Below are 21,309 nucleotides of genomic sequence, written 5' to 3' on the forward strand. Positions count from 1 at the left end.
GACCGCTGCAGAGGGTCGCCGGGCAGCTTTGAAGAACCTGCAGCGCACGGCCTCGCGAGGCCGTGCGGCGATCGAACGCGCCCAAAATCAGGAGACACGCATGTCAGTCGAAACCGGTCAGCGGCCGTCAGCCGCCGACACACCCACCGCGATCCGGGTCATCCGGCGGGACGGCAGCGTGTCGCCGTTCGACGCCGGGAAGATCTCGGTCGCGCTGACCAAGGCGTTCCTCGCGGTCGAGGGTGGCGACGCCGCCGCGTCCTCCCGCGTGCACCACGTCGTCGCCGAGCTGACCCAGCAGGTCGAGGCCTCCCTGCTCCGTCACGCCGGCCCCGAGACCGCCCTGCACATCGAGCAGATCCAGGACCTCGTCGAGCTCGCGCTGATGCGCGGCGAGCACCACAAGGTCGCGCGCGCGTACGTCCTCTACCGCGAGGAGCGCGCGAAGGCCCGCGAGGCCGCCAAGCCGGTCGCGGCCGAGGTCGCCCTGAACGTCAAGGGCACCGACGGCATCCTCCGTCCGCTGGACTGGGCCCGCGTTTCCCACGTGGTGGGCGAAGCCGTCGCCGGCCTTGACGACGTCAGCGCCGAGTCGGTGCTGGCCGAGACCAAGCGCAACCTCTACGACGGCATCAGCGCCGACGAGCTGGCGCTGGCCCAGATCATGGCCGCCCGCGTGCTGGTCGAGCAGGAGCCGAACTACTCCTACGTCTCCGCCCGTCTGCTGCTGGACAAGCTGCGCGGCGAGGCCCTGAGCTACCTCGCGAAGAAGCCGCGTCAGGCCAGCCAGGACGAGATGGCGACCGAGTACCCCGCGTACTTCCGCGCCTACCTGCGCCGCGCGATCGAGCTGGAGCTGGTCGACGGCGAGCTGCAGCGCTTCGACCTGGACAAGATCACCGCCGCGATCCGGCCCGAGCGCGACCTCGACTTCGGCTTCCTCGGCCTGCAGACCCTCTACGACCGGTACTTCCAGCACCACGACGGCACCCGCTTCGAGCTGCCGCAGGCGTTCTTCATGCGCGTCGCCATGGGTCTCGCGATCCGCGAGGACGACCGCGAAGCCCGTGCCATCGAGTTCTACGAGCTGCTGTCGAGCTTCCACTTCATGGCCTCGACGCCGACGCTGTTCAACTCGGGCACCACGCGCCCGCAGCTGTCGTCCTGCTTCCTGACCACCGTGGACGACGACCTGGACTCCATCTTCCAGGCCTACAAGAACAACGCGCTGCTGGCGAAGTACTCGGGCGGCCTCGGCAACGACTGGACCCCGGTCCGCGGCCTCGGCGCGCACATCAAGGGCACCAACGGCCAGTCGCAGGGCGTCGTGCCGTTCCTCAAGATCGCCAACGACACCGCCGTCGCGGTCAACCAGGGCGGCAAGCGCAAGGGCGCGGCCTGCGCGTACCTCGAGACCTGGCACGTGGACATCGAGGAGTTCCTCGACCTGCGCAAGAACACCGGCGACGACCGCCGCCGCACCCACGACATGAACACCGCGAACTGGGTGCCGGACGAGTTCCTCCGCCGCGTCGAGGCCAACGCCGAGTGGACGTTGTTCTCGCCGAACGAGACTCCGGACCTGCACGACCTCTACGGCAACGAGTTCGCGCAGCGCTACCGCGAGTACGAGGCCGCCGCCGACCGCGGCGAGATCAAGGTGTTCCGCCGGATCCGCGCCGTCGACCTGTGGCGCCGGATGCTGACCATGCTGTTCGAGACCGGTCACCCGTGGATCACGTTCAAGGACCCGTGCAACCTGCGCTCGCCGCAGCAGCACGTCGGCGTCGTGCACTCGTCCAACCTGTGCACCGAGATCACGCTGAACACCAACAGCGAAGAGGTCGCGGTCTGCAACCTCGGCTCGGTCAACCTGCTCAAGCACGTCACCCCGGAAGGCCTTGACACCAAGCGCCTCGAGAAGACCGTGCGCACCGCCGTCCGCATGCTGGACAACGTGATCGACATCAACTTCTACACGATCCCGGAGGCGCGCCGCTCCAACCTGCGCCACCGGCCGGTCGGGCTGGGGCTGATGGGCTTCCAGGACGCGCTGTTCGAGCTGGGCCTGCCGCTGTCGTCGGAGGCCGCCGTGCAGTTCGCCGACACGAGCATGGAGCACATCTCCTACTACGCGATCTCGGCGTCGACCGACCTCGCCGAGGAGCGCGGCCAGTACCAGTCGTTCGAGGGTTCGCTGTGGAGCAAGGGCATCCTGCCGATCGACTCGATGCAGCTGCTCATCGACGCGCGCCAGGGTGACAACCTCGACGTCGACCTGTCGACCACTCTGGACTGGGCGCCGCTGCGCGAGCGGGTCAAGACCGTCGGCATGCGCAACTCCAACGTGATGGCGATCGCGCCGACCGCGACGATCTCCAACATCTGCGGCGTCGGCCAGTCGATCGAGCCGCTGTTCCAGAACCTGTACGTCAAGTCGAACATGTCCGGCGACTTCACCGTGGTGAACCCGCACCTGGTCCGCTCGCTCAAGGCGCGCGGGCTGTGGGACGAGGTCATGGTCAGCGACCTCAAGTACTTCGACGGCAGCCTCGGCCAGATCGACCGCGTGCCGGACGACCTGAAGGCGCTGTACGCCACGGCGTTCGAGATCGAGTCGAAGTGGCTGGTGGACGCCGGTTCGCGGCGGCAGAAGTGGATCGACCAGGCGCAGTCGCTGAACCTGTACATCGCGGCGCCGAGCGGCCGCAAGCTCGACGAGCTGTACCGCTACGCGTGGCACAAGGGCCTCAAGACCACGTACTACCTGCGGGCGCAGTCCGCGACGCACGTGGAGAAGAGCACCCTGCGCGGCACCGACGGCAAGCTGAACGCCGTCTCGGCCACCCCGGCCCCGGCGCCCGCTCCCACCCCGGCCCCGGCGCCTTCGCCTTCGCCGTCGCCTGCTCCGGCTCCCGCGCCGGACGTCGACTTCGTGGCCACCGAAGGCGCCGCCTGCCGCATCGACGACCCCGACTGCGAAGCCTGCCAGTAAGCCCTCCCGCGCGGGTCGTGAGTGTTTAGGGCGGTTAGAACCGCCCTAAACACTCACGACCCCACCTGCATGAAGTGAGTGACATGACCAACGTGGAGACGACGGACGCGACCGGCCTCGGGGAGATCGAGGTCGGCGCCGCCCGGATCAACGTCGACGACAAGCGCATGATCAACGCGCGCGCCGACGTCAACCAGCTGCTGCCCATGAAGTACAAGTGGGCGTGGGAGAAGTACCTGGCCGGCTGCAACAACCACTGGATGCCGACCGAGGTCGCCATGCAGGCCGACATCGCGCTGTGGAAGTCGCCGGACGGCCTCACCGAGGACGAGCGGCAGATGCTCAAGCGCAACCTGGGCTTCTTCGCGACCGCGGAGTCCTTGGTGGCCAACAACATCGTGCTCGCGGTGTACCGGCAGATCACCAACCCCGAGTGCCGCCAGTACCTGCTGCGCCAGGCGTTCGAGGAGGCCGTGCACACGCACACCTTCCAGTACATCTGCGAGAGCCTCGGCCTGGTCGAGGGCGAGCTGTTCAACATGTACCGCGAGGTCCCGTCCATTTCGGACAAGGACGCGTGGGCGCTGAAGTACACGCAGAACCTGGAGAACCCGGACTTCGAGACCGGGACGCCGGAGGCCGACCAGGCGTTCCTGCGTGACCTCGTCGCGTTCTACGTGATCTTCGAGGGCATGTGGTTCTACACCGGCTTCGCGCAGATCCTGTCGCTGGGCCGCCGGAACAAGATGGTCGGCATCGCCGAGCAGTACCAGTACATCCTGCGCGACGAGTCGATCCACCTGAACTTCGGGATCGACTGCATCAACCAGATCAAGATCGAGAACCCGCACCTGTGGACCGAGGAGTTCCAGGCCGAGGTGCGCGGGATGCTGCAGGAGGCGTGCGAGCTGGAGGTCGCGTACGCGCGCGACACGATGCCGCGCGGCATGCTGGGGCTGTCGGCGCAGCTGTGCGAGCAGTACATGCACTTCATCACCGACCGGCGCGCGCAGCAGATCGGCCTCCAGCCGATCTTCGGCGAGACCGAGAACCCGTTCCCGTGGATGTCCGAGGCGATGGACCTGAAGAAGGAGAAGAACTTCTTCGAGACCCGCGTGATCGAGTACCAGTCGGGCGGCGCCCTCGACTGGGACTGAGCGCCCCAAGCGCCCCAATGTGGCCTTCGGTGCGTCAGACGCACCGAAGGCCGCCTTGGGTGCGTCAGACGCAACCAAGGCCACATTGGGGCGTTCGGGCTCAGTCCGTGGTGACCCGGATGATCGTCTTGCCCCGCTGACGGTGCGCGAACGCGTCGGGCGCCTCCTCGAGCGGACGCACCGGACCGGACGGCGGCTTCAACCGCCCGTCCCGCACCCGCTGGGCCAGCTCCGCGAGCCGGACGCGGTCGGCCTCGACCACGAAGAAGATCGCGCGGCCGTCACGTGGCCGGACCGTCGGCGGCTCCGCCACCGTCACCAGCGTGCCACCCGGCCGCACCAGCTCGGCCGAGCGCTCCAGCACCTCGCCGCCGAGCACGTCGAACACGACGTCGACCGCGCCCGCCTCGGCAAGGTCCGCGACCGGCAGGAACTCGTGGGCTCCCAGACCGAGCACGGCGTCGCGGGCGTCGGGACGGCCCGTGCCGATAACCCGGGCTCCCGCCTCGCGCGCCAGCTGGATCGCGATCGACCCGACGGCTCCCGCGGCGCCGTGGATCAGCACCGTCTGCCCGGCGACGAGCCGCGCGTGGTCGAACAACCCCTGCCACGCCGTCAGTCCCGAGATCGGCAACGCGGCCGCGACCTCGTGGGCGATGTCGGCGGGAAGCGGGGCGAGGTTGCGCGCCTCGACGGCCGTGTACTCGGCCAGCGATCCGTCGCGCGCCCAGTCGGCGAGGCCGAACACGCGCTGGCCGACGGTGAGCCCGGTGGTGCCGTAACCCAGTTCCGCGACGACACCCGACAGCTCGTGGCCGGGCACGCTGGGCGTGCGGTCACGCCCGGCCCGGTCCGCCCACGTCGTCGGCCAGTCCAGCTCTCCCGGGGTGAACCCGGCCGCGTGCACCCGCACGATGACGTCGTTCTCGGCGGCGTGCGGGTGCGGCCGCTCGCTCAGGACGAGACCGGAAGCCCGGTCCTGCACGGTGATCGCCTTCATCAGCTCTCCCACCCCGAGCCGAGGATCCGCTCGACGGTCTTCACGCGCCGGAAGCCGGGGATGAAGTGCTCCAGCACGTCGGAGTTCACCGTCCCGTTGGTCGTCTCCGGGCGGTCCTTCTGCCCGTCGACGTAGGCCCGCAGGAACTCGTTCTTGAAGTCACCGCGCGGGTGCACGGCGACGACCTCCGCCACGCGGTCGGCGTCCAGCTCGTCCAGGCCGAAGCCGAGCACGTCGGTCAGCACGCCGAAGTAGGTGGCGGCGATCTCCGGGCCCATCCGGTGCGGGATGCCCGGCGTGGTGTGCAACGCGATCGCCGTCCACACGGTTTCCGCGGCGGCCGCGGAGAAACCGTGGCCGAGCAGGAACGCGCGCCCGTGGTCGGCGCCGTCGACCTCGAACCGCTGTTCCTCGTCCGAAAACGGCTTCACCAGCCCGGTGTCGTGGAACAGGGCGGCGAGGTAGAGCAGCTCGGGGTCCGGCTTGACGCCGAGCCGCTCGGCGTGGATCCGGGCGAAGAAGTACACCCGGCGGGAGTGGTCGTAGAGCAGGGGGCTGATCGACTCCCGGACGAGCTTGGCCGCTTCGGCGGTCGCGGCCGTTTCGGGAACCTCCACCCCCGCGATGATCTCTGACATGGCTGTGGGCTTTCTCGTGGTTGACGGACTGGATGTCCGCTTCCCATGCTGCCGAGCGGGCCCCGTCCGGCGCCGCCTCCATCCGGCCGGGAACCCCTCGGATCAGGACGCGGTGAGCCCGTCGAGCACCGCGACGAACTCTTCGGGCCGGGTCACGAACGCCTGGTGGTCACCGGGGACGGCGATCGGCTGGACGCCGAGCCGCGCGGGGAACCGCGGGCACCACGCGTAGTCACCCGGCGGCATGGCCAGATCGCTCTCCCCGGCCAGGTAGCTGATCGGCACGCCGAGCGTCGACAACTCGGGTGCCTTCAACGCCTGCTCGAAGTAGCTCATCGGCTGCGGCACGAGCAGGTCGAAGAGGAGCTTCCGCACGGGCTCCGGCGTCTCCTGGACGAACGCGCTCTCCCACACCTGGTACGGGAGCATGACCGAGCCGTCGCGGGCCAGCTGCCGGAACAACGCGGCGTGCCCCGGCGGCACGTCTTCGATGAGCGGGACGTCGTTCTCCGGCACGAAGGCGCTGTAGAAGACCACCCGGCGCAGCCGCTCCGGAACCCGGTGCGCCGCCCCGAACACGGGGTAGCCGCCCCAGCTGTGCCCCACCAGGGTGACCCCCGACAGGTCGTTTTCTTCGAGGAAACCGGCGAGGAAATCGACCGTGTCGGCCAGCTCGAACCGCTGTCCGCCGTCGCCGTCTGCGAGGCCGGGCAGGGTCAGCGTGGCCACCCGGTGCCCGTCGGCGCGCAGCCGGGCCGCGACCGGGCGCCAGGCCCAGGCGCCCTGCCAGGCGCCGGGCACGAAAACGTACGTCTCCGCCATGGAACGAACCACCTTCCCGCGGCTTCGTCGCCGCGACGGGCCGAACCTAACCGCCACTTACGTTACAGTCAATATATGTAACTTAACTGGTGTGCTACGCATGTCCCATGCCCTCAGCACACCGGGTCGCCTTCTTCGTCTACGACGGCGTGACCCTCCTGGACGTCGCCGGCCCGGCGGAGGTCTTCAAGACGGCGAACCGCTTCGGCGCGGACTACCGGATCGAGCTGCTGTCCCCGACCGGCGAGGACGTCACGTCGAACCTCGGGTTCCGGGTCGGGGTCGACGGCCCGGTCGCCGCCGGCGACGGCACCTACCTGGTGCCCGGCGCCGACCGCTTCCCGGGCGAGCCGGTGCCGGGAGACCTGGCCGCGGCCGCGCGAGTCCCGGCCGAGGGCGCCGGACGCGTCGGGTCGATCTGCACCGGCGCGTTCATCCTGGCCGCCGCCGGACTGCTCGACGGCAAGCGCGCGACCACGCACTGGCAGGTCACCCACAAGCTGGCCGCGCGGTGCCCCACGTGCCGCGTCGAGCCCGACGCGATCTACGTCCGCGACGGCACCACCTACACCTCGGCCGGGGTCACCGCCGGGATCGACCTGGCGCTCGCGCTCGTCGAGGAGGACCACGGCCCCGACCTGACGCGGGACGTCGCCCGCGCCATGGTCGTCTACCTGCAGCGCGCGGGCGGCCAGTCGCAGTTCTCCGCGCCCCTGCAGGGACCGCCGCCCCGGTCGCCCGCGCTGCGGACGATCACCGACCTCGTGACGGCGAACCCCCGAGGCGACCACTCGCTCGGCGAGCTGGCGAAGCATCTCAACGTGAGCACGCGGCACCTGACCCGGCTCTTCCACGACGAGCTGGCCACGACGCCCGCCCGGTACGTCGAGGCCATCCGCTTCGACCTGGCCCGGGCGCTGCTCGACCGCGGCCACACCGCGACGCAGGCCGCCGAGCTCGCCGGGTTCCCCGGCTACGAAAGCATGCGGCGGGTGTTCGCGAAGAAGCTGTCGATCAGCCCGGCGGCCTACCAGCGCCGGTTCAGCACCGCCCGCCGCGGCTGAGCGCGGTCCACCCGAAAAGAGGGCGGCCCAGGTGTTGTCAGGTCGTCAACAAGGGTGCATCGTGAGGGGAGCAGCCGATCTCACCGGGGAGATGGTCACCGTGACGGGCACCGTGAGCCGAGCCACCGAAGCACTGCGCGAACGCGTTCCACCGCTGACCGCGCTCCCCCTCCCCCGCGGCGTCGACCAGCGCTGGCTGCGGTCGCGCTGGCCCGTCAAGGAACTCGCGACACCGCCCGCGGGCAGCGGCCTCAAGCCCGTCCTCGGCGACGAAGGACCGCCGGTGGTCGGGCACATGCTCGAGATGATGCGGTTCGGCCCCGCCTTCGGGCTGCGCCGCCACGAGCTCTACGGCCCGGTGTCGTGGACGGGCGGGTTCGGCCGCCGGATCGTCGCGCTGTCCGGGCCGGAAGCCACCCAGATCGCGCTCGTCAACAAGGACAAGGCGTTCTCGCAGGAGGGCTGGAAGTTCTTCATCGAGAAGTTCTTCGAGCGCGGCCTGATGCTGATGGACTTCGGCGAGCACCGCCTGCACCGGCGGATCATGCAGGAGGCCTTCACCCGGCCCCGCCTGGCCGGCTACGTCGGCCAGATGGCGCCCGCGCTGCGCGAGGGCGTCGCGAGCTGGGGCTCGACCGACCGCCCGCGGCTGTACTGGGCGCTCAAGCAGCTGACCCTCGACGTCGCCACGCGCGTGTTCATGGGCATGCGCAGCGGCGCCGACGCGCACCGGATCAACCGCGCGTTCGTCAGCTCCGTGCGGGCCGGCACCGCCTTCGTGCGCTTCCCGGTGCCCGGCGGGCGCTGGTCGGCCGGGCTGCACGGCCGCAAGGTCCTCGAGCGCTACTTCGGCGAGAACCTGCCCGCCAAGCGCCAGGCCGACGGCGACGACCTCTTCGCCGCGCTCTGCCACGCCACCACCGAAGACGGCGACCGGTTCTCCGACACCGACATCGTCAACCACATGATCTTCCTGATGATGGCCGCGCACGACACGACGACCATCACCAGCAGCGCCATGGCCTACTACCTCGCCAAGCACCCCGAGTGGCAGGAGCGCGCCCGCGAAGAGTCCCTCGCCCTCGGCGACGACCTGCTCGACATCGACGCGATCGACAAGCTCGAAACCCTCGACCTGGTCATGAAGGAGGCGCTGCGGCTGGTCGCGCCGGTGCCGTCGCTGACGCGGCAGACCGTCAAGGACACCGAGGTGCTCGGCCACTACATCCCGGCGGGGACGCTCGTCGGCGTTTCCCCGACGGTCAACCACTTCGCGCCCGAGTGCTGGACCGACCCGTTCACCTTCGACCCCGAGCGGTTCGCCGAACCGCGCCGCGAGGACAAGTCGCACCGGATGGCGTGGATGCCCTTCGGCGGCGGCGCGCACAAGTGCATCGGGCTGCACTTCGGCAGCATCGAGGTCAAGTTGCTGATGCACGAGATGCTGCGGGCCCACCGCTGGTCGGTTCCGGAGAGTTACACCGCGAAGTGGGACTACGTCTCGCTGCCGGTGCCCGCCGACGGTCTCCCGGTGCGCCTGACGCCCCGCTGACCCGGCACTGTCCACCACCGCATACAGGCGGTGACATCATGTCACCAGTTGTGGAGATTCGTTCACTCGTTCAGCCGGTAGACACCCCGTTACGCGCATGATGGCGTGGCATCGATCGCGGCGGAGGGGTACCTAGTGTGGCTTCATGATCCCCGACACCGTGTCTGAACTGGCCTGACCTGTGCGTGAAGAGGTGGAGTGTGCCTGAGCCCGGTGCCGCGCCAGGACTGCTGGACGTGGCGCGCCGGTGGGCGGCGACGTTGGCCGACACCAAAGGAGTAACACTTCCCCCGGAGGAGCTGGAACCGCTGCTGCTGGAGCTCGCGCAGGACGCGATCGGCCACGCCGGTGCTTTGCAACGGTTCACCGCGCTCTACGCGGCGTCGCCGATGGGCATCGCGCTGGCCGACCCGGACGGCGAGATCGTCGAGGCCAACCTCGCGCTCGGCCAGCTCCTCGGCTGCTCGCCGAACAAGCTGCGCGGGCGGCACCTGACCGAGCTCGGCTCGACCGACCACGACGTCTCGCGCCTGCAGGCCGGGCTCGAGCTCGTGCTCGCCGGACGTGAGCGCTACCAGGAGCGGATGCTGCTCGACCACGCCGAGGACGGGCAGCTCTGGACCGACGTCACGCTGGCCAGGCTGCCCGGCGACCGGCCCGGCTCGGTCTACCCGGTGCTGATGGTCTCCGACGCGAACGAGCTGCACCTGCTGCAGGAGCGGCTGCTGCACCAGAACGTGCACGACCCGCTGACCGGGCTGCCGAACGCGTCGTCGTTCACCACCAAGCTCGAGGCGGCGCTCGGGGCCGGCGCGCGGGACGACATCGCGCTGATCTACCTCGACGTCGACGGCTTCAAGGTGATCAACGACGGCCTCGGCGCCGGCGTCGGCGACCAGGTGCTGCGCGGGGTGGCGAGCAAGCTGTCGGCGGTGTTCACCGGTCACCACGACGGGTTCGTCGCGCGGCTGTCCGGTGACGGCTTCGCGGTACTGCTGCGCGGGGAGCTCACCGCCACCGAGGTGATCGGCCTCGTCGAGCGCGCCCTCGAGGACCTCAACGAGCCGATCTACCTGGGCGGGCACGGCATCGGCGTCAGCGCGAGCGCGGGCATCGTGGTGCGCGCGGCCGTCGAAGGCGGCGCCGCCGAGCTGCTGCGGGCGGCGGAGATCGCGCTGCACCGGGCCAAGGAGGCCGGCAAGGCGCAGTGGATGCTGTTCGACCCGGAACTGGACGCCCGCGACCGCGGCCGCTACCAGCTGGGCGCGGTGATCGCCGGCGCGCTGGAGAACGGCGAGTTCTCGCTCGTCTACCAGCCGACGGTGAAGCTCTCGGACACCAGCGCGCTCGCCGCCGTCAACGCCGGGCTGCGGTGGAACCACCCGGACAAGGGCGAGCTGGACTCCGACGAGTTCTACCCGCTGGCCCAGACGACGGGGATGACGGTGCCGCTCGGCCGCTGGCTGCTGGCCGAGTCACTGGCCGCCACGGCCCGCTGGCGGACGCGCTTCGGCGAGGCGGCGCCCGACGTCTGCGTCCGGCTGCCGACGCGGCTGGCCATCGACCCGGACCTGGTGCTGCTGGTCAAGGAGCAGCTGGACAAGCACGAGCTGCCGGCCGAGGCGCTGCGGCTGTGCACGGACCGCGACTCGGTGCTGGACCCGAACGGCGAGGTCCTGGACTCGTTCGCGGTGCTGGCCGACCTGGGCACGCAGCTGGTGCTGACGATTTCGGGGTCGGCGGACCTGGAGCTGATCCCCCGGCACCGCCTGCCGGTCCGGCACGTGATCCTGTCGGGAGCGGTGGTCGACGCGCTCGACACGGACGACCCCCCGGAGGCTGCGATCCGCCACCTGACGCAGCTGGTGACGCGCGCCCGGGAGCTGAAGCTGCGGGTGGGCGCGGAGGGGGTGCGCACGCACGAGCAGGCGGCCCGCTTGCGCCAGCTGGGCGTGATCGCGGCCCGCGGCCCGTTCGTGACGGACTCGGCAACGGGCGACGAGGTCGACGACCTCATCGCCCGCCACCCGGACCGCTAGGCCCAGAGCGCCCCAATGTGGCCTTGGTTGCGTCTGACGCACCGAAGGCCGCCTTGGGTGCGTCTCACGCACCGAAGGCCACATTGGGGCGCTTGAGACCAAGCCGGTGCGGGCGTGGCTTCGAAGACCCGGCAGGATGGGTTCTGCCGCCGACGAAGGGACGTCCATGGACGCCGGAGACCTCGCCCCCGACTTCACCCTGCCCGACGACCGCGGTCAGGACCGCACGCTGTCGGACTTCCTGGCCACCGGCCCGGTCGTGCTGTTCTTCTACCCCGCCGCGATGACGACCGGGTGCACCACCGAAAGCTGCCACTTCCGGGACCTCGCCGCGGAGTTCGCCGAGGTCGGCGCGCACCGCGTCGGGATCAGCCCGGACGCCGTCACCAAGCAGCGCGCCTTCTCCGAAGCCAACAGCTTCGACTACCCACTGCTGTCCGATGTGGACGGCGAGGTCGCGAAGCAGTTCGGCGTGTGGCGGAAACTCCTTCCCCTGCACGCGAAGCGCGTCACCTTCGTGATCGGCGAGGACCGCCGGATCCTCGAGAAGATCAAGAGCGAGCTGAACTTCACCGTCCACGCCGACCAGGCGCTCAAGATCCTCCGCGAACGCGACAAGGTCTCCTAGGGCCGGGTCAGCCGCCACACCCGGTTCGTCCCGCAGCACGCCGGGGCGCGGTCGGCCTCCGCGGGTTCCTTGCCCACCACGGAAAACCCGAGCCGGGCCGGGACCGCTCCACTTCGGACGTTCAGCTCGTCGTGCTTGATCTCGACGTAGCCCGCGCCGCGGCGGAACGCGTCCTCGGTCAGCAGGGTGACCGCGCGCGTGATCAAGCCGCGGCCGGTGAAGTCGCGGGCCAGCCAGTAGCCGATCTCGACGCCGCCCTCGCGGGTCATCACGCCGATGCCGCCCGCGAGCGCGTCGCCGACGCGGATCGCGTAGTCGTACGTGCGCCCGGTCTCCCAGTTTTCGTTGGAGAGCCGCAGGAACGTCGCCGCGTCCTCGTCCGAGTAGCCGTCGGCCGCCCAGAACATCCAGTCGGCCAGGTGCGCCCCGGACGCCTCGATCGCGGCGCGCAGCACCGCGCCGTCGCCGGACTGCCAGCGGGTCAGCGAAAACTCGTCACGGGTGAACGTCTCGGCCGGGGTCTCCATGGCTCCCATGGTGCCCCGGCCGAGTGCGAAACGCTTCCGAATTAGTTGACGATGACGCTGTCGGGCACCGGGGTGTCGTTCTTCAGCGCGTCGAACAGCTGCTTCGACTTGTTCTTGTCCCAGTTCTCCGCCGAGCCGCTGGTCACCGGGACCGTCGTCGTCACGACGCCGCCCGAGGAGATGCCGCGCATCGCGATCGCCAGCCCGGCCAGGTTGTGCACGTGGTCGCCCGAGTCCATGGTCAGCGCGTCCGGCGCCGAGGACAGCAGCGGGAAGAAGTCGAACGGGTTGAGCAGCGTGCCCGGGCTCGCGATCTGGCTGACCAGCGCGCCGATGAACTTGCGCTGGTTGGCGACGCGGTCGAGGTCCGAGCGCGGCGTCGCGTCGCTGTGGCGCATGCGGACGAAGCCCAGCGCCGAGCGGCCGTCGAGCGACTGGCAGCCCGCCTTGATGCTGATGCCGGTCACCGTGTCGTTCATGTCCTTGTCGATGCACATGTCGACGCCGCCGATCGCGTCGACGATCTTGGCGAACCCGCCGAAGCCGATCTCCGCGTAGTGGTCGATGTGCAGGCCGGTGGCGCCTTCGACGGTCTGCGCGAGCAGCTTCGGCCCGCCGAGCGAGAACGCCGCGTTGATCTTGTTCGTGCCGTGGCCCGGGATCTTCACCTGGGAGTCGCGCGGCAGCGACAGCAGCGTCGGCTTGGTGGAGTTGTCCGGGAGGTGCGCGACCATGATCGTGTCGGTGCGCTGCCCGCCACCCGCCGCGGCGACGTCGCCGGTGGCGAGCCGCTCCTCGTCCTCGGCGGTGAGGCCCTCGCGGCTGTCGGAGCCGACGATCAGCCAGTTGGTGCCGGACGCCGCGACCGGGCGGCCCGAGTAGTCGGCGAGCGCGTCGACGCGCTTGATGGAGAACTCCAGGTAGACCCAGATGCCGGCGAGGAACACCACGAAGACCAGCAGCAGGGTCAGCAGGACCCGGCCGAAGCCCCAGCGGCGACGCCGGGGCGGGCGGGACGGCGGGTAGTCCTCGTCCGGGCGCGGCGGCTCACGCCGCGGCGGTGGCGGCGGCGCGTACTGCGGCTCCGGCTCGCGGGAGCCCATCGGACGGGTGCGCTCGTCGTACGGGCTGCGACCGCGCCCGGGCAGCGGCATCATCTGCGCGCGCTGGTGCTCCCGGGGGCGCCCGGCGGGCGGCCGGGGCGGCGGCATCCGGCGCCCGCCGTCGTCGCCACGGTACGTCATCACCATCACCCAATCCCGATCCGGACAAACCTGTCTTCGTCAGTACACCGCACGCCCTCGAAAGAGGGACGTGCGGCACCGGGCTTGGGTTGCGACCGGGGTTACTTGCCGGTTGCCTCGTAGCCGAACTGGTGGACCTTGAGGTACCCGGAGCGGAACCCGGCCTCGGAATAGGCCAGGTAGAACTCCCACATCCGGCGGAAGACGTCGTCGAACCCGAACCCGGCGATGTCGGCCCAGCGGTGCAGGAACCGTTCGCGCCACAACCGTAGCGTGCGCGCGTAGTCTTGGCCGAACTCGCGCATCCCGGCCAGCTTGAGCCGGGTGTTCGCCTTGACGCCCTCCTCGATCGAGCGCACCGACGGGATGATGCCGCCGGGGAAGATGTACTTGTGGATCCAGGTGTAGGCGCGCGAGGCGGCCAGCATCCGGTCGTGGTCCATGGTGATGGCCTGCAGGCCGAACCGCCCGCCGGGGCGCAGCCGCTGCCCGATCGTGGCGTAGAACGCCGGCCAGTAGGACGCGCCGACGGCCTCGATCATCTCCACGCTGACCACGGCGTCGTACTGGCCGCTGGACTCGCGGTAGTCGCACAGCTTCACGTCGACGCGGTCGGCGAACCCGGCCGCCGCGATGCGCTCGGTGGCCAGCGCGCGCTGTTCCTCCGAAATGGTCAGTGACGTCACGTGCGCGCCGCGGGCCGCCGCGCGGATGGCCAACTCGCCCCAGCCGGTGCCGATTTCGAGGACCTCGCTGCCGTCGCGGACGCCGGCGTAGTCGAGCACGCTGTCGATCTTGCGGTGCTGGGCGGTGGTGAGGTCGTCACCGGGGCCGAACAGCGCCGAGGAGTACATCATCGACTCGTCGAGGAACGCGCCGAAGAGGTCGTTGGACAGGTCGTAATGCCGGTGGATGTTGGCTCGCGCGCCTTCGAGGGTGTTCTCCTCGGACGGCGGCTGCGTGCGCTCGGCGATCCGCCGGAACTTCTGCAGCACGGGCGGGACGAGGGTGGCCATCCGCTCGGCGAACGGCGTCAGCACCTCGGCGAGGTCGGACGCCTCCCAGTCACCGGCCATGTAGGACTCGCCGAAGCCGATCTTGGCGTCGACGCCGAGGCGGTGGAAGAACGCTTCCGGCCGCAGAATGCGCATTTCGGGCGATTCGGGCCCGCCGGCGCCGAGCACGGTCCCGTCCGGGAAGGTCACCCGGATGTCGAGCGGGCGGACCGCGCGGCGGAACAGCGCGGCGGCGACCCGCGCGCGCAGCGCGGAGTGCGGCGGGGTGGCCAAGCCCGGCCACCGGGACTCTTCGGGGACGTCCGGTGCCGGCGCCCGGTCAACACTCGAGGTGGTCACGGTTCTCCCTCCGCCGGCCAGGTCCGCCGGTGATCGATCCTAGTCGCCGCACCCCCGCGGCGCGTGTCGCTGAATGCCCTGTTCGGGGGCCCCTCACACCGGTATTCGCAGCCGTTCGGGTCCCGGCGCGGCCCACGCGCCCGCCAGCTCGGCGCCGGTGTCCCCGGCGAGCACTTCCAGTGTGAAAGCAATCGTCAGCCGGGTCCACACGGACGACCGGCGCAGCATCGCGTGTCCCTCGTTCGCGACCTCGAACCGGACGACGCGGGCGGCGACGCCCTCGGCCCGCTCCGCGAAGGCGTGCGACTCGGCCGGGCTGGTCATCCGGTCGCGGGTGCCGTGCACGATGAGCACGGACCGCCCGGCGACGGCGTCCACCGGTTCGCCCCGCGGCGTCCACGGCGCCAGCGCGCAGACCCCGCGCACGGCCGGGTCGTCGGCCACGCGCAGCGCCACGCGGGCGCCCATGGAGTGCCCAACCAGCACGACCGGCAGGCCGGGGTGGTCGGCGTGGATGCGTTCGAGGGCCCAGCGGGCGTCGGCGACGGGGTCCATCGCGGGCGCGTTCCAGCCGTAGCGCCGGTTGCGCAGCAGCCGCACCTCGACTCCGGCCTTGCGGCCGGCCCGTGCAGCGCCCGCGCGATCGGCACCATCCGGAGGTAGGCGAGCTTCCAGGGCGGCACCGCACCGGTGCCGTGCTCCGCACCGCCGTGCAGCACGAGCACCACCGCCTCGGTGCGCCCGCGTGCCGGCCACACGGACACCGCCGGTTCCCTTTCCACCCGCGCCTCCTCGCTGACATCCGGGTCAACCTCGCCCGGCCGCCCGGCTATTCCACCGCGCACCACCATCTTCGCGGTAGATTCGGCGCCCGATCCCCTACGGAAGGGTGGGTGTGGTGAGCGCCACGGACATCTCGGGCAGTGTCGCCAAGCAGCTGGCCGACGTCGAACAGGCCAACGCCGAAGCGGTACGCGCCGCGGCGGACCTGGTACTGGGGGTGATCCGGGCCGACGCACTGGTCTATACCGCCGGCGCCGGGCATTCGCTGGCCGCGGTCGCCGAGACGTTCTACCGGGCGGGCGGGCTCGCCTGCGTGTACCCGCTGTACCACCCGGAGCTGCTGCCGCTGCACGGCGCGGTGCACAGCACACAGACCGAGCGTCGCACGGGCCTGGCCGCCGAAGTGCTGGCCGAGCGGGCGCCGGGCCCGGACGACGTGCTGGTGGTCTTCTCGACGTCCGGCTCGAACCCGTACCCGGTCGAGCTGTGCATCGAGGCCCGCAAGCGCGGCGCGGCGGTCATCGCGGTGACGTCGCGGGCGTGCGTGGCGGCGGCGCCGAAGCGGTCGTCGAGCACGCTGGTCGAGCAGGGCACGGTGGTGCTGGACTCGCTGGTGATCCCCGGCGACGCGAGCTACCCGCCGGACGCGCCGCGCACCGCGCCGCTGTCCACTGTGGTCAACGCGTTCCTGTGGAACCTGGTGCTGGCCCAGGTCTACGACCGCGGCACGGCCGAGGGCCTGGACGTCCCGCTGTGGCGCAGCTCCAATGTGGAGGGTGGCGACGAAGCCAACAAGGCACTGCTGGCCAAGTACAGCGAAATCGTGCCGCAACTGCGGTAACCCGTGAAAAAGCACCGGCCGGGCACGTCTTGACGGACGTGCCCGGCCGCTTTAGCGTCGACATACCGACTGGTCGGTGTGGACCGGTCCCGGGAGGAGGTCCCATGGACGCGACGGCGGTCGAGGTGCACGGCGAGTGCGCGCCCGGGTTCGAACCGGTGCGCGAGGCCTTCGAGGCCAACTTCCGCGAGCGCGGTGAACTGGGTGCCGCGTTCACCGCGATCCGCCACGGCGAGGTCGTGGTGGACCTGTGGGGCGGCTGGTCCGGTCCGGACCGGGCGAAGCCGTGGCGGGCCGACACCCTGGCCAACGTCTGGTCGACGACCAAGGGCATGACCGCGATCTGCGCGCACAAGCTGGCCGACGCCGGTGAGCTGGACGTCGACGCGCCGGTCGCGAAGTACTGGCCGGAGTTCGCCGCCGCGGGCAAGGCCGAGGTCCCCGTGCGGTGGCTGCTTTCCCACCGCTCCGGCGTCCCCGGCATCGGCCTCGACCGGCCCGTGCGGATCGAGGAGCTGTACGACTGGGACCTGATGACGTCGTTGCTGGCGGCGCAGGAACCGTTGTGCGAGCCGGGATCCGCGGGCGGCTACCACGCGCTCGCCTACGGCTGGCTGGTCGGCGAGGTCGTCCGGCGGATCGCCGGGCAGGGGGTCCGCGAGTTCTTCGCCGAGCAGGTCGCCGGGCCGCTCGGCGCGGACTTCTCGATCGGCCTGCCCGGTGACGCCGACCTGGACCGCTGCGCGACCCTGGTCGACCCCGTCCTGACCGAGGAGATGGCCAATGCACTGGCGACGGCGTTCGCCGCGGCCGGTCCGGTCGCCCAGGCCGCGTTGATGAACCCACGTCTGCAGGGCCACGACGCCAACGAACCGGCCTGGCGCCACGCCGTCATGCCCGCGCTGAACGGCCACGGCACGGCCCGCGCGATCGCGACCATCTACGCCGCCCTCGTGGACGGCTCGCTCCTGTCACCGGCGGCGCTGGCCCGGGCGCGCGAGAGCCAGGGCAAAGAGGTCGACGCGGTGCTCGGCCTGCCGAACGAGTGGGGTCTGGGCTTCTACCTGGGCAGCGACGCCCGCGGTTTCGGCCCGAACCCCACCGCGTTCGGCCACGACGGCCTCGGCGGCTCCACCGGCGGCGCGGACCCGGAGAACGGCATCGCGTTCGGCTACACGCTCAACCAGCTGGGTCCGCTGATCCGCGACGACCCGCGCAAGATGGCGCTGGTCAACGCCGTCTACGAAAGCTTGTCGGCGCAGCAACCGTCGTGAGTGTTTAGGGCGGTTAGAACCGCCCTAAACACTCACGACCGCTCAGGCGACGGCGGGCTCCTCCTCCGCGAACTGCGTCGCGTGCAGGGTCGCGTAGCGGCCGCCCGCGGCCAGGAGCTGCTCGTGCGTGCCGCGCTCGACGATCTCGCCGTGTTCCAGCACCAGGATCTGGTCGGCGGCGCGGACCGTCGACAGCCGGTGCGCGATGACCAGCGCCGTGCGCCCCGCCAGCGCGTGCGTGAGGGCCTCGCCGACCGCGGCTTCGGACTCGGAGTCCAGGTGCGCGGTCGCCTCGTCGAGGATGACGACCTTGGGCCGCGCCAGCAGGAGCCGGGCGATGGTCAGGCGCTGGCGCTCGCCACCGGAGAGCCGGTAGCCGCGCTCGCCCACCGTCGTGTCGAGGCCGTCGGGCAGCGAGTGCACCAGTTCGCCGAGCCGCGCGCGCTCCAGCGCCGCCCAGATCTCTTCGTCGGTGACGCCGGGCCGGGCGTACGCGAGGTTCGCGCGGATCGTGTCGTGGAAGAGGTGCCCGTCCTGCGTCACGACGCCGACGGTTTCCCGCAGCGAAGCGAAAGTCAGGTCCCGGACGTCCACATCGGACAGCCGCACCGAGCCGGAGTCGACGTCGTAGAGCCGCGGCAGCAGCGACGCGATCGTCGACTTGCCCGCGCCCGAAGACCCGACCAGCGCGACCATCTGCCCCGGTTCGGCGCGGAACGAGATGCCGTGCAGCACCTCTTCGCCACCGCGGTGGTCGAGGGTGGTGACGTCTTCCAGCGACGCCAGCGAGTACCGGTCCGCCGCCGGGTAGCCGAAGCGGACGTCGGAGAACTCGACCGACACCCCGGCCGACGCGGGCAGCGCCCGCGCGTCCGGCTTCTCCTCGATCATCGGCTTGAGGTCGAGGACCTCGAAGACCCGCTCGAACGACACCAGCGCGGTCATGACGTCGACGCGGACGTTCGCCAGCGCGGTCAGCGGCGCGTACAGCCGGGTCAGCAGCAGGGCCAGGGCGACCACGGTGCCCGGCGCGAGCACGCCGGTCAGCGCGAGGTAGCCGCCGAGGCCGTAGACGAGAGCCTGCGCGAGCGCCGAAACCAGGGTCAGGCTGGTCATGAACCAGCGGGTCAGCATCGCGGTGCGGACGCCGATGTCGCGCACGCGCCCGGCGCGCACGGAGAAGTCGTCGGCCTCCTGCACGGGCCGGCCGAAGAGCTTGACCAGCGTCGCGCCCGGCGCGGAGAACCGCTCGGTCATCTGCGTGGTCATCCCGGCGTTGAGGTTCGCCGCTTCGCGCTGCAGCCCGGCCATCCGGCGGCCGAGCCGGCGCGCGGGCAGCACGAAGATCGGCAGCAGCACCAACGCGATCAGCGTCACCTGCCAGGACAGCGTCAGCATGACCGCCAGCGACAGCGCCAGCTGGATCACGTTGGTGACCAGGCCGGACAGGGTCGCGGTGAACGTCCGCTGCGCGCCGATGACGTCGTTGTTGAGCCGCGAGACGAGCGCGCCGGTGCGGGTGCGCGTGAAGAAGGCGATCGGCATGCGCTGCACGTGCTCGAAGACCGCGCGGCGCAGGTCGTAGATGATGCCCTCGCCGATGCGGGCGGACTGCCAGCGTTCGACGAGCCCGAACCCGGCGTCGGCGACCGCCAACGCGGCGATCACGACGGCGAGCCAGATGACCAGTGAAACGTCGTGGCCGCCGACGATGGCGTCGACCACCTTGCCCGCGAGCACCGGCGTCGTCACGGCGAGGACGGCCGAGACGACGGTCAGCACGAGGAAGGCGAGCAGCCGTCGCCAGTGTGGCCGTGCGAAGCGGGCGACGCGTTTCAGCGTGCCGCGGCTGAGCGCCTTCGGCGCGTCGTTGGCGCGCATCGCGGAGCTCCACAGCCCCCACATGTTGTCCATGGGAAACCCCCAGTCTCAAAACCTCTACTATAGCTGAGGTTTTCTCCGGATATGACCTGGACAACGCCCCGGTTGTCCGTTTGCTTCCCGCTCGCGTTCACTCGCCGCGAACAACCCGCCCCAAGGCCGCCCGCAGCTGCTCGGCGTCCCGCTCGGAGAGGGGATCGAGCAGCAGCGCTTCGGCGCGCCGCGTGACCTCCTCCCCCGCCGCCCGGACGCGCTCGCCCTCGGCGGTCAGCGTCACCAGGCGCTTGCGGCGGTCCCCCGGCGCCACCTCGCGCCGGACCAGTCCCTTGGCTTCCAACTCGTCGACGAGCGCCACCATCGTCGTCCGGTCGACACCGAGGCGCGCGGCGCCGTCCTGCTGCGACTGCGCCGGACCCTCCCCGAACAGCGTGAGCAGGGCGAGCTGCCGCCCGGTGACGCCGAGCGGCTCGTACAGCGGCTCGGCCAACTCGGCCAGCCGCAGCTGGGCGTGCTTGAGCAGGTAGCCGAGGCGGCGGGTGACGGCGGGCGGCGCGCCGAGGTCGCTGGACACGGGAGAACTCTACACTTACCCTGATCGTCAGTCTTACTGATGATTTGTCGAACTGATAATCAGGAGAACCCATGGTCACCATCGGACTCAAGCCGCCCCAGCAGCACATCACCGTCGCCGAACTGCGCCGGACCTGGGCGATCGCCGACGACGCCGGCTTCGACGGCTGCTGGGTGTTCGACCACTTGGCCCCGATGGGCCGCGACCGCACCGGCGACGTCTTCGACGGCTGGAGCCTGCTGGCCGCGATGGCCGAGGCGACCCGGCGCGTGCGGATCGGCTGCCTGGTGTCCGGCACCACCAACCGCCACCCGGGCACGTTCGCGAAGATCGCGGCGACCGTCGACCACCTCTCCGGCGGCCGCCTCGACGTCGGCCTCGGCGCGGGCGGCGACGCGCTGACCGACGCGATGATGGGCACGCCGACGCCGTCACCCGTCGAACGCGTCGAACGGCTGGCCGAGACCTGCGAAATCCTCCGTCTGCTGTGGACCCGGCCCAAGACGGACTTCCCCGGGCGGCACTACACGCTGACCGGCGCGGTGAGCGACCCGAAGCCGGTGCAGCCGAAGCCGCCCCTGTGGCTGGGCAGCAGCGGCGAGAAGCGCGGCCTGCGGGTGGTCGCCGAGCACGCCGACGTCTGGCTCAACGCGGCCCTCCCGGGGACGGAAATCCCCGAGCTGCAACGGCTTTCGGCGGTGCTCGACGCGCATTGCGCGGCGGTGGGCCGAGACCCGGCGGAGATCCGCCGCGCGGTGCAGTTCCGGCTGCCGTCCGATGCGGACAGTGCCCTGCGGCTCGCGCACGGCTACGTCGAGGCGGGGTTCACCGAGCTCGTCCTGATGCCGGTCGGCGAGGACGTCGCCGTCGCGGCCGAGGCCGCCGCGAAGCTGCTCCCCCGCCTGCGAGAGCTCGGCTGAACGGGGGTCTCCGGCCCG

General features: G+C 70.9%; 17 protein-coding genes and 1 pseudogene. 9 read left to right on the top strand and 9 right to left on the bottom strand.

What is annotated here, in order from left to right:
• The first annotated feature begins 70 nt into the window (after window positions 1–70).
• Together QP939_RS47980 and QP939_RS47985 are read left to right on the top strand one after the other, a co-directional pair.
• Window positions 71–2,995, top strand: a complete 2,925-nt coding sequence (locus tag QP939_RS47980) for a ribonucleoside-diphosphate reductase subunit alpha (protein WP_285460006.1) — start codon at window positions 71–73, stop codon at window positions 2,993–2,995.
• An 83-nt stretch (window positions 2,996–3,078) separates the two neighbouring features.
• On the top strand, window positions 3,079–4,152 hold the full coding sequence (locus QP939_RS47985; protein ID WP_191316514.1) for a ribonucleotide-diphosphate reductase subunit beta: 1,074 nt from the start codon (window positions 3,079–3,081) through the stop codon (window positions 4,150–4,152).
• Window positions 4,153–4,252: 100 nt separating this feature from the next.
• Here QP939_RS47985 and QP939_RS47990 read toward each other — a convergent pair whose 3' ends face one another.
• The 3 genes from QP939_RS47990 to QP939_RS48000 form a co-directional block, all read right to left on the bottom strand.
• A complete protein-coding gene (locus QP939_RS47990; RefSeq protein ID WP_285453615.1) occupies window positions 4,253–5,152 on the bottom strand; it encodes an NADP-dependent oxidoreductase in 900 nt (299 codons plus the stop codon).
• Entirely contained in the window at window positions 5,152–5,769 is a 618-nt protein-coding gene (locus QP939_RS47995) for an HD domain-containing protein (RefSeq protein ID WP_285453617.1), read from the bottom strand. The genes QP939_RS47990 and QP939_RS47995 overlap by 1 nt, the downstream gene beginning before the upstream one ends.
• A 123-nt stretch (window positions 5,770–5,892) precedes the next feature.
• A complete protein-coding gene (locus QP939_RS48000; protein ID WP_285453619.1) occupies window positions 5,893–6,612 on the bottom strand; it encodes an alpha/beta fold hydrolase in 720 nt (239 codons plus the stop codon).
• 107 nt (window positions 6,613–6,719) lie between these two features.
• Between QP939_RS48000 and QP939_RS48005 the strand changes: the two genes are divergently transcribed.
• The 4 genes from QP939_RS48005 (at window position 6,720) to QP939_RS48020 (ending at window position 11,895) form a co-directional block, all read left to right on the top strand.
• Entirely contained in the window at window positions 6,720–7,676 is a 957-nt protein-coding gene (locus QP939_RS48005) for a GlxA family transcriptional regulator (RefSeq protein ID WP_285453620.1), read from the top strand.
• A gap of 91 nt (window positions 7,677–7,767) precedes the next feature.
• Window positions 7,768–9,228, top strand: coding sequence for a cytochrome P450 (locus tag QP939_RS48010; protein ID WP_285460007.1), 1,461 nt, complete (start codon window positions 7,768–7,770; stop codon window positions 9,226–9,228).
• A 236-nt stretch (window positions 9,229–9,464) separates the two neighbouring features.
• On the top strand, window positions 9,465–11,267 hold the full coding sequence (locus QP939_RS48015; protein ID WP_285460008.1) for a putative bifunctional diguanylate cyclase/phosphodiesterase: 1,803 nt from the start codon (window positions 9,465–9,467) through the stop codon (window positions 11,265–11,267).
• 166 nt (window positions 11,268–11,433) lie between these two features.
• A complete protein-coding gene (locus QP939_RS48020; RefSeq protein ID WP_285453621.1) occupies window positions 11,434–11,895 on the top strand; it encodes a peroxiredoxin in 462 nt (153 codons plus the stop codon).
• On the opposite strand, the gene QP939_RS48025 is transcribed toward QP939_RS48020, so the two are convergent.
• The 4 genes and pseudogenes from QP939_RS48025 to QP939_RS48040 all read right to left on the bottom strand — a co-directional run bounded on the left by QP939_RS48025 (window position 11,892) and on the right by QP939_RS48040 (window position 15,749).
• Complete coding sequence (locus QP939_RS48025; RefSeq protein WP_285453622.1) at window positions 11,892–12,422, bottom strand: GNAT family N-acetyltransferase; 531 nt, start codon at window positions 12,420–12,422, stop codon at window positions 11,892–11,894. The two genes, QP939_RS48020 and QP939_RS48025, sit on opposite strands and share 4 nt — an antisense overlap.
• A 41-nt stretch (window positions 12,423–12,463) precedes the next feature.
• Window positions 12,464–13,672 carry an LCP family protein gene (locus QP939_RS48030; protein WP_285453623.1) on the bottom strand — a complete coding sequence of 403 codons (1,209 nt, stop codon included), beginning with the start codon at window positions 13,670–13,672 and terminating at the stop codon, window positions 12,464–12,466.
• Window positions 13,673–13,767: 95 nt separating this feature from the next.
• The gene (locus QP939_RS48035) at window positions 13,768–15,021 is read right to left on the bottom strand and encodes an SAM-dependent methyltransferase (RefSeq protein WP_285453624.1); all 1,254 of its coding nucleotides are present in this window, start codon (window positions 15,019–15,021) and stop codon (window positions 13,768–13,770) included.
• 93 nt (window positions 15,022–15,114) lie between these two features.
• A pseudogene (locus tag QP939_RS48040) lies at window positions 15,115–15,749 on the bottom strand (alpha/beta hydrolase).
• A gap of 167 nt (window positions 15,750–15,916) precedes the next feature.
• Here QP939_RS48040 and QP939_RS48045 point away from each other — a divergent pair.
• Both QP939_RS48045 and QP939_RS48050 read left to right on the top strand, forming a co-directional pair.
• On the top strand, window positions 15,917–16,645 hold the full coding sequence (locus tag QP939_RS48045) for an SIS domain-containing protein (protein WP_285453625.1): 729 nt from the start codon (window positions 15,917–15,919) through the stop codon (window positions 16,643–16,645).
• Window positions 16,646–16,749: 104 nt separating this feature from the next.
• The gene (locus tag QP939_RS48050; RefSeq protein ID WP_285453626.1) at window positions 16,750–17,919 is read left to right on the top strand and encodes a serine hydrolase domain-containing protein; all 1,170 of its coding nucleotides are present in this window, start codon (window positions 16,750–16,752) and stop codon (window positions 17,917–17,919) included.
• Window positions 17,920–17,961: 42 nt separating this feature from the next.
• Here QP939_RS48050 and QP939_RS48055 read toward each other — a convergent pair whose 3' ends face one another.
• A complete protein-coding gene (locus QP939_RS48055; RefSeq protein WP_285453627.1) occupies window positions 17,962–19,833 on the bottom strand; it encodes an ABC transporter ATP-binding protein in 1,872 nt (623 codons plus the stop codon).
• A gap of 97 nt (window positions 19,834–19,930) precedes the next feature.
• On the bottom strand, window positions 19,931–20,371 hold the full coding sequence (locus QP939_RS48060) for a MarR family winged helix-turn-helix transcriptional regulator (protein ID WP_285453628.1): 441 nt from the start codon (window positions 20,369–20,371) through the stop codon (window positions 19,931–19,933).
• Window positions 20,372–20,442: 71 nt separating this feature from the next.
• Here QP939_RS48060 and QP939_RS48065 point away from each other — a divergent pair, with 71 nt between their 5' ends.
• Window positions 20,443–21,291, top strand: a complete 849-nt coding sequence (locus tag QP939_RS48065; protein WP_285453637.1) for an LLM class flavin-dependent oxidoreductase — start codon at window positions 20,443–20,445, stop codon at window positions 21,289–21,291.
• The last annotated feature ends 18 nt before the right edge of the window (window positions 21,292–21,309 follow it).

Origin of the sequence: Amycolatopsis nalaikhensis, assembly GCF_030264295.1 — a bacterium.
Classification (GTDB): Bacteria; Actinomycetota; Actinomycetes; order Mycobacteriales; family Pseudonocardiaceae; genus Amycolatopsis; species Amycolatopsis nalaikhensis.

Bases quoted from the DNA above. Each gene is read 5' to 3' on its own strand.
- QP939_RS47985 (WP_191316514.1), top strand. From the start codon at position 3,079: ATGACCAACGTGGAGACGACGGACGCGACCGGCCTCGGGGAGATCGAG.
- QP939_RS47990 (WP_285453615.1), bottom strand. From the start codon at position 5,152: ATGAAGGCGATCACCGTGCAGGACCGGGCTTCCGGTCTCGTCCTGAGC.
- QP939_RS48000 (WP_285453619.1), bottom strand. From the start codon at position 6,612: ATGGCGGAGACGTACGTTTTCGTGCCCGGCGCCTGGCAGGGCGCCTGG.
- QP939_RS48005 (WP_285453620.1), top strand. From the start codon at position 6,720: ATGCCCTCAGCACACCGGGTCGCCTTCTTCGTCTACGACGGCGTGACC.
- QP939_RS48010 (WP_285460007.1), top strand. From the start codon at position 7,768: ATGGTCACCGTGACGGGCACCGTGAGCCGAGCCACCGAAGCACTGCGC.
- QP939_RS48020 (WP_285453621.1), top strand. From the start codon at position 11,434: ATGGACGCCGGAGACCTCGCCCCCGACTTCACCCTGCCCGACGACCGC.
- QP939_RS48025 (WP_285453622.1), bottom strand. From the start codon at position 12,422: ATGGAGACCCCGGCCGAGACGTTCACCCGTGACGAGTTTTCGCTGACC.
- QP939_RS48030 (WP_285453623.1), bottom strand. From the start codon at position 13,672: ATGGTGATGACGTACCGTGGCGACGACGGCGGGCGCCGGATGCCGCCG.
- QP939_RS48050 (WP_285453626.1), top strand. From the start codon at position 16,750: ATGGACGCGACGGCGGTCGAGGTGCACGGCGAGTGCGCGCCCGGGTTC.
- QP939_RS48055 (WP_285453627.1), bottom strand. From the start codon at position 19,833: ATGGACAACATGTGGGGGCTGTGGAGCTCCGCGATGCGCGCCAACGAC.
- QP939_RS48065 (WP_285453637.1), top strand. From the start codon at position 20,443: ATGGTCACCATCGGACTCAAGCCGCCCCAGCAGCACATCACCGTCGCC.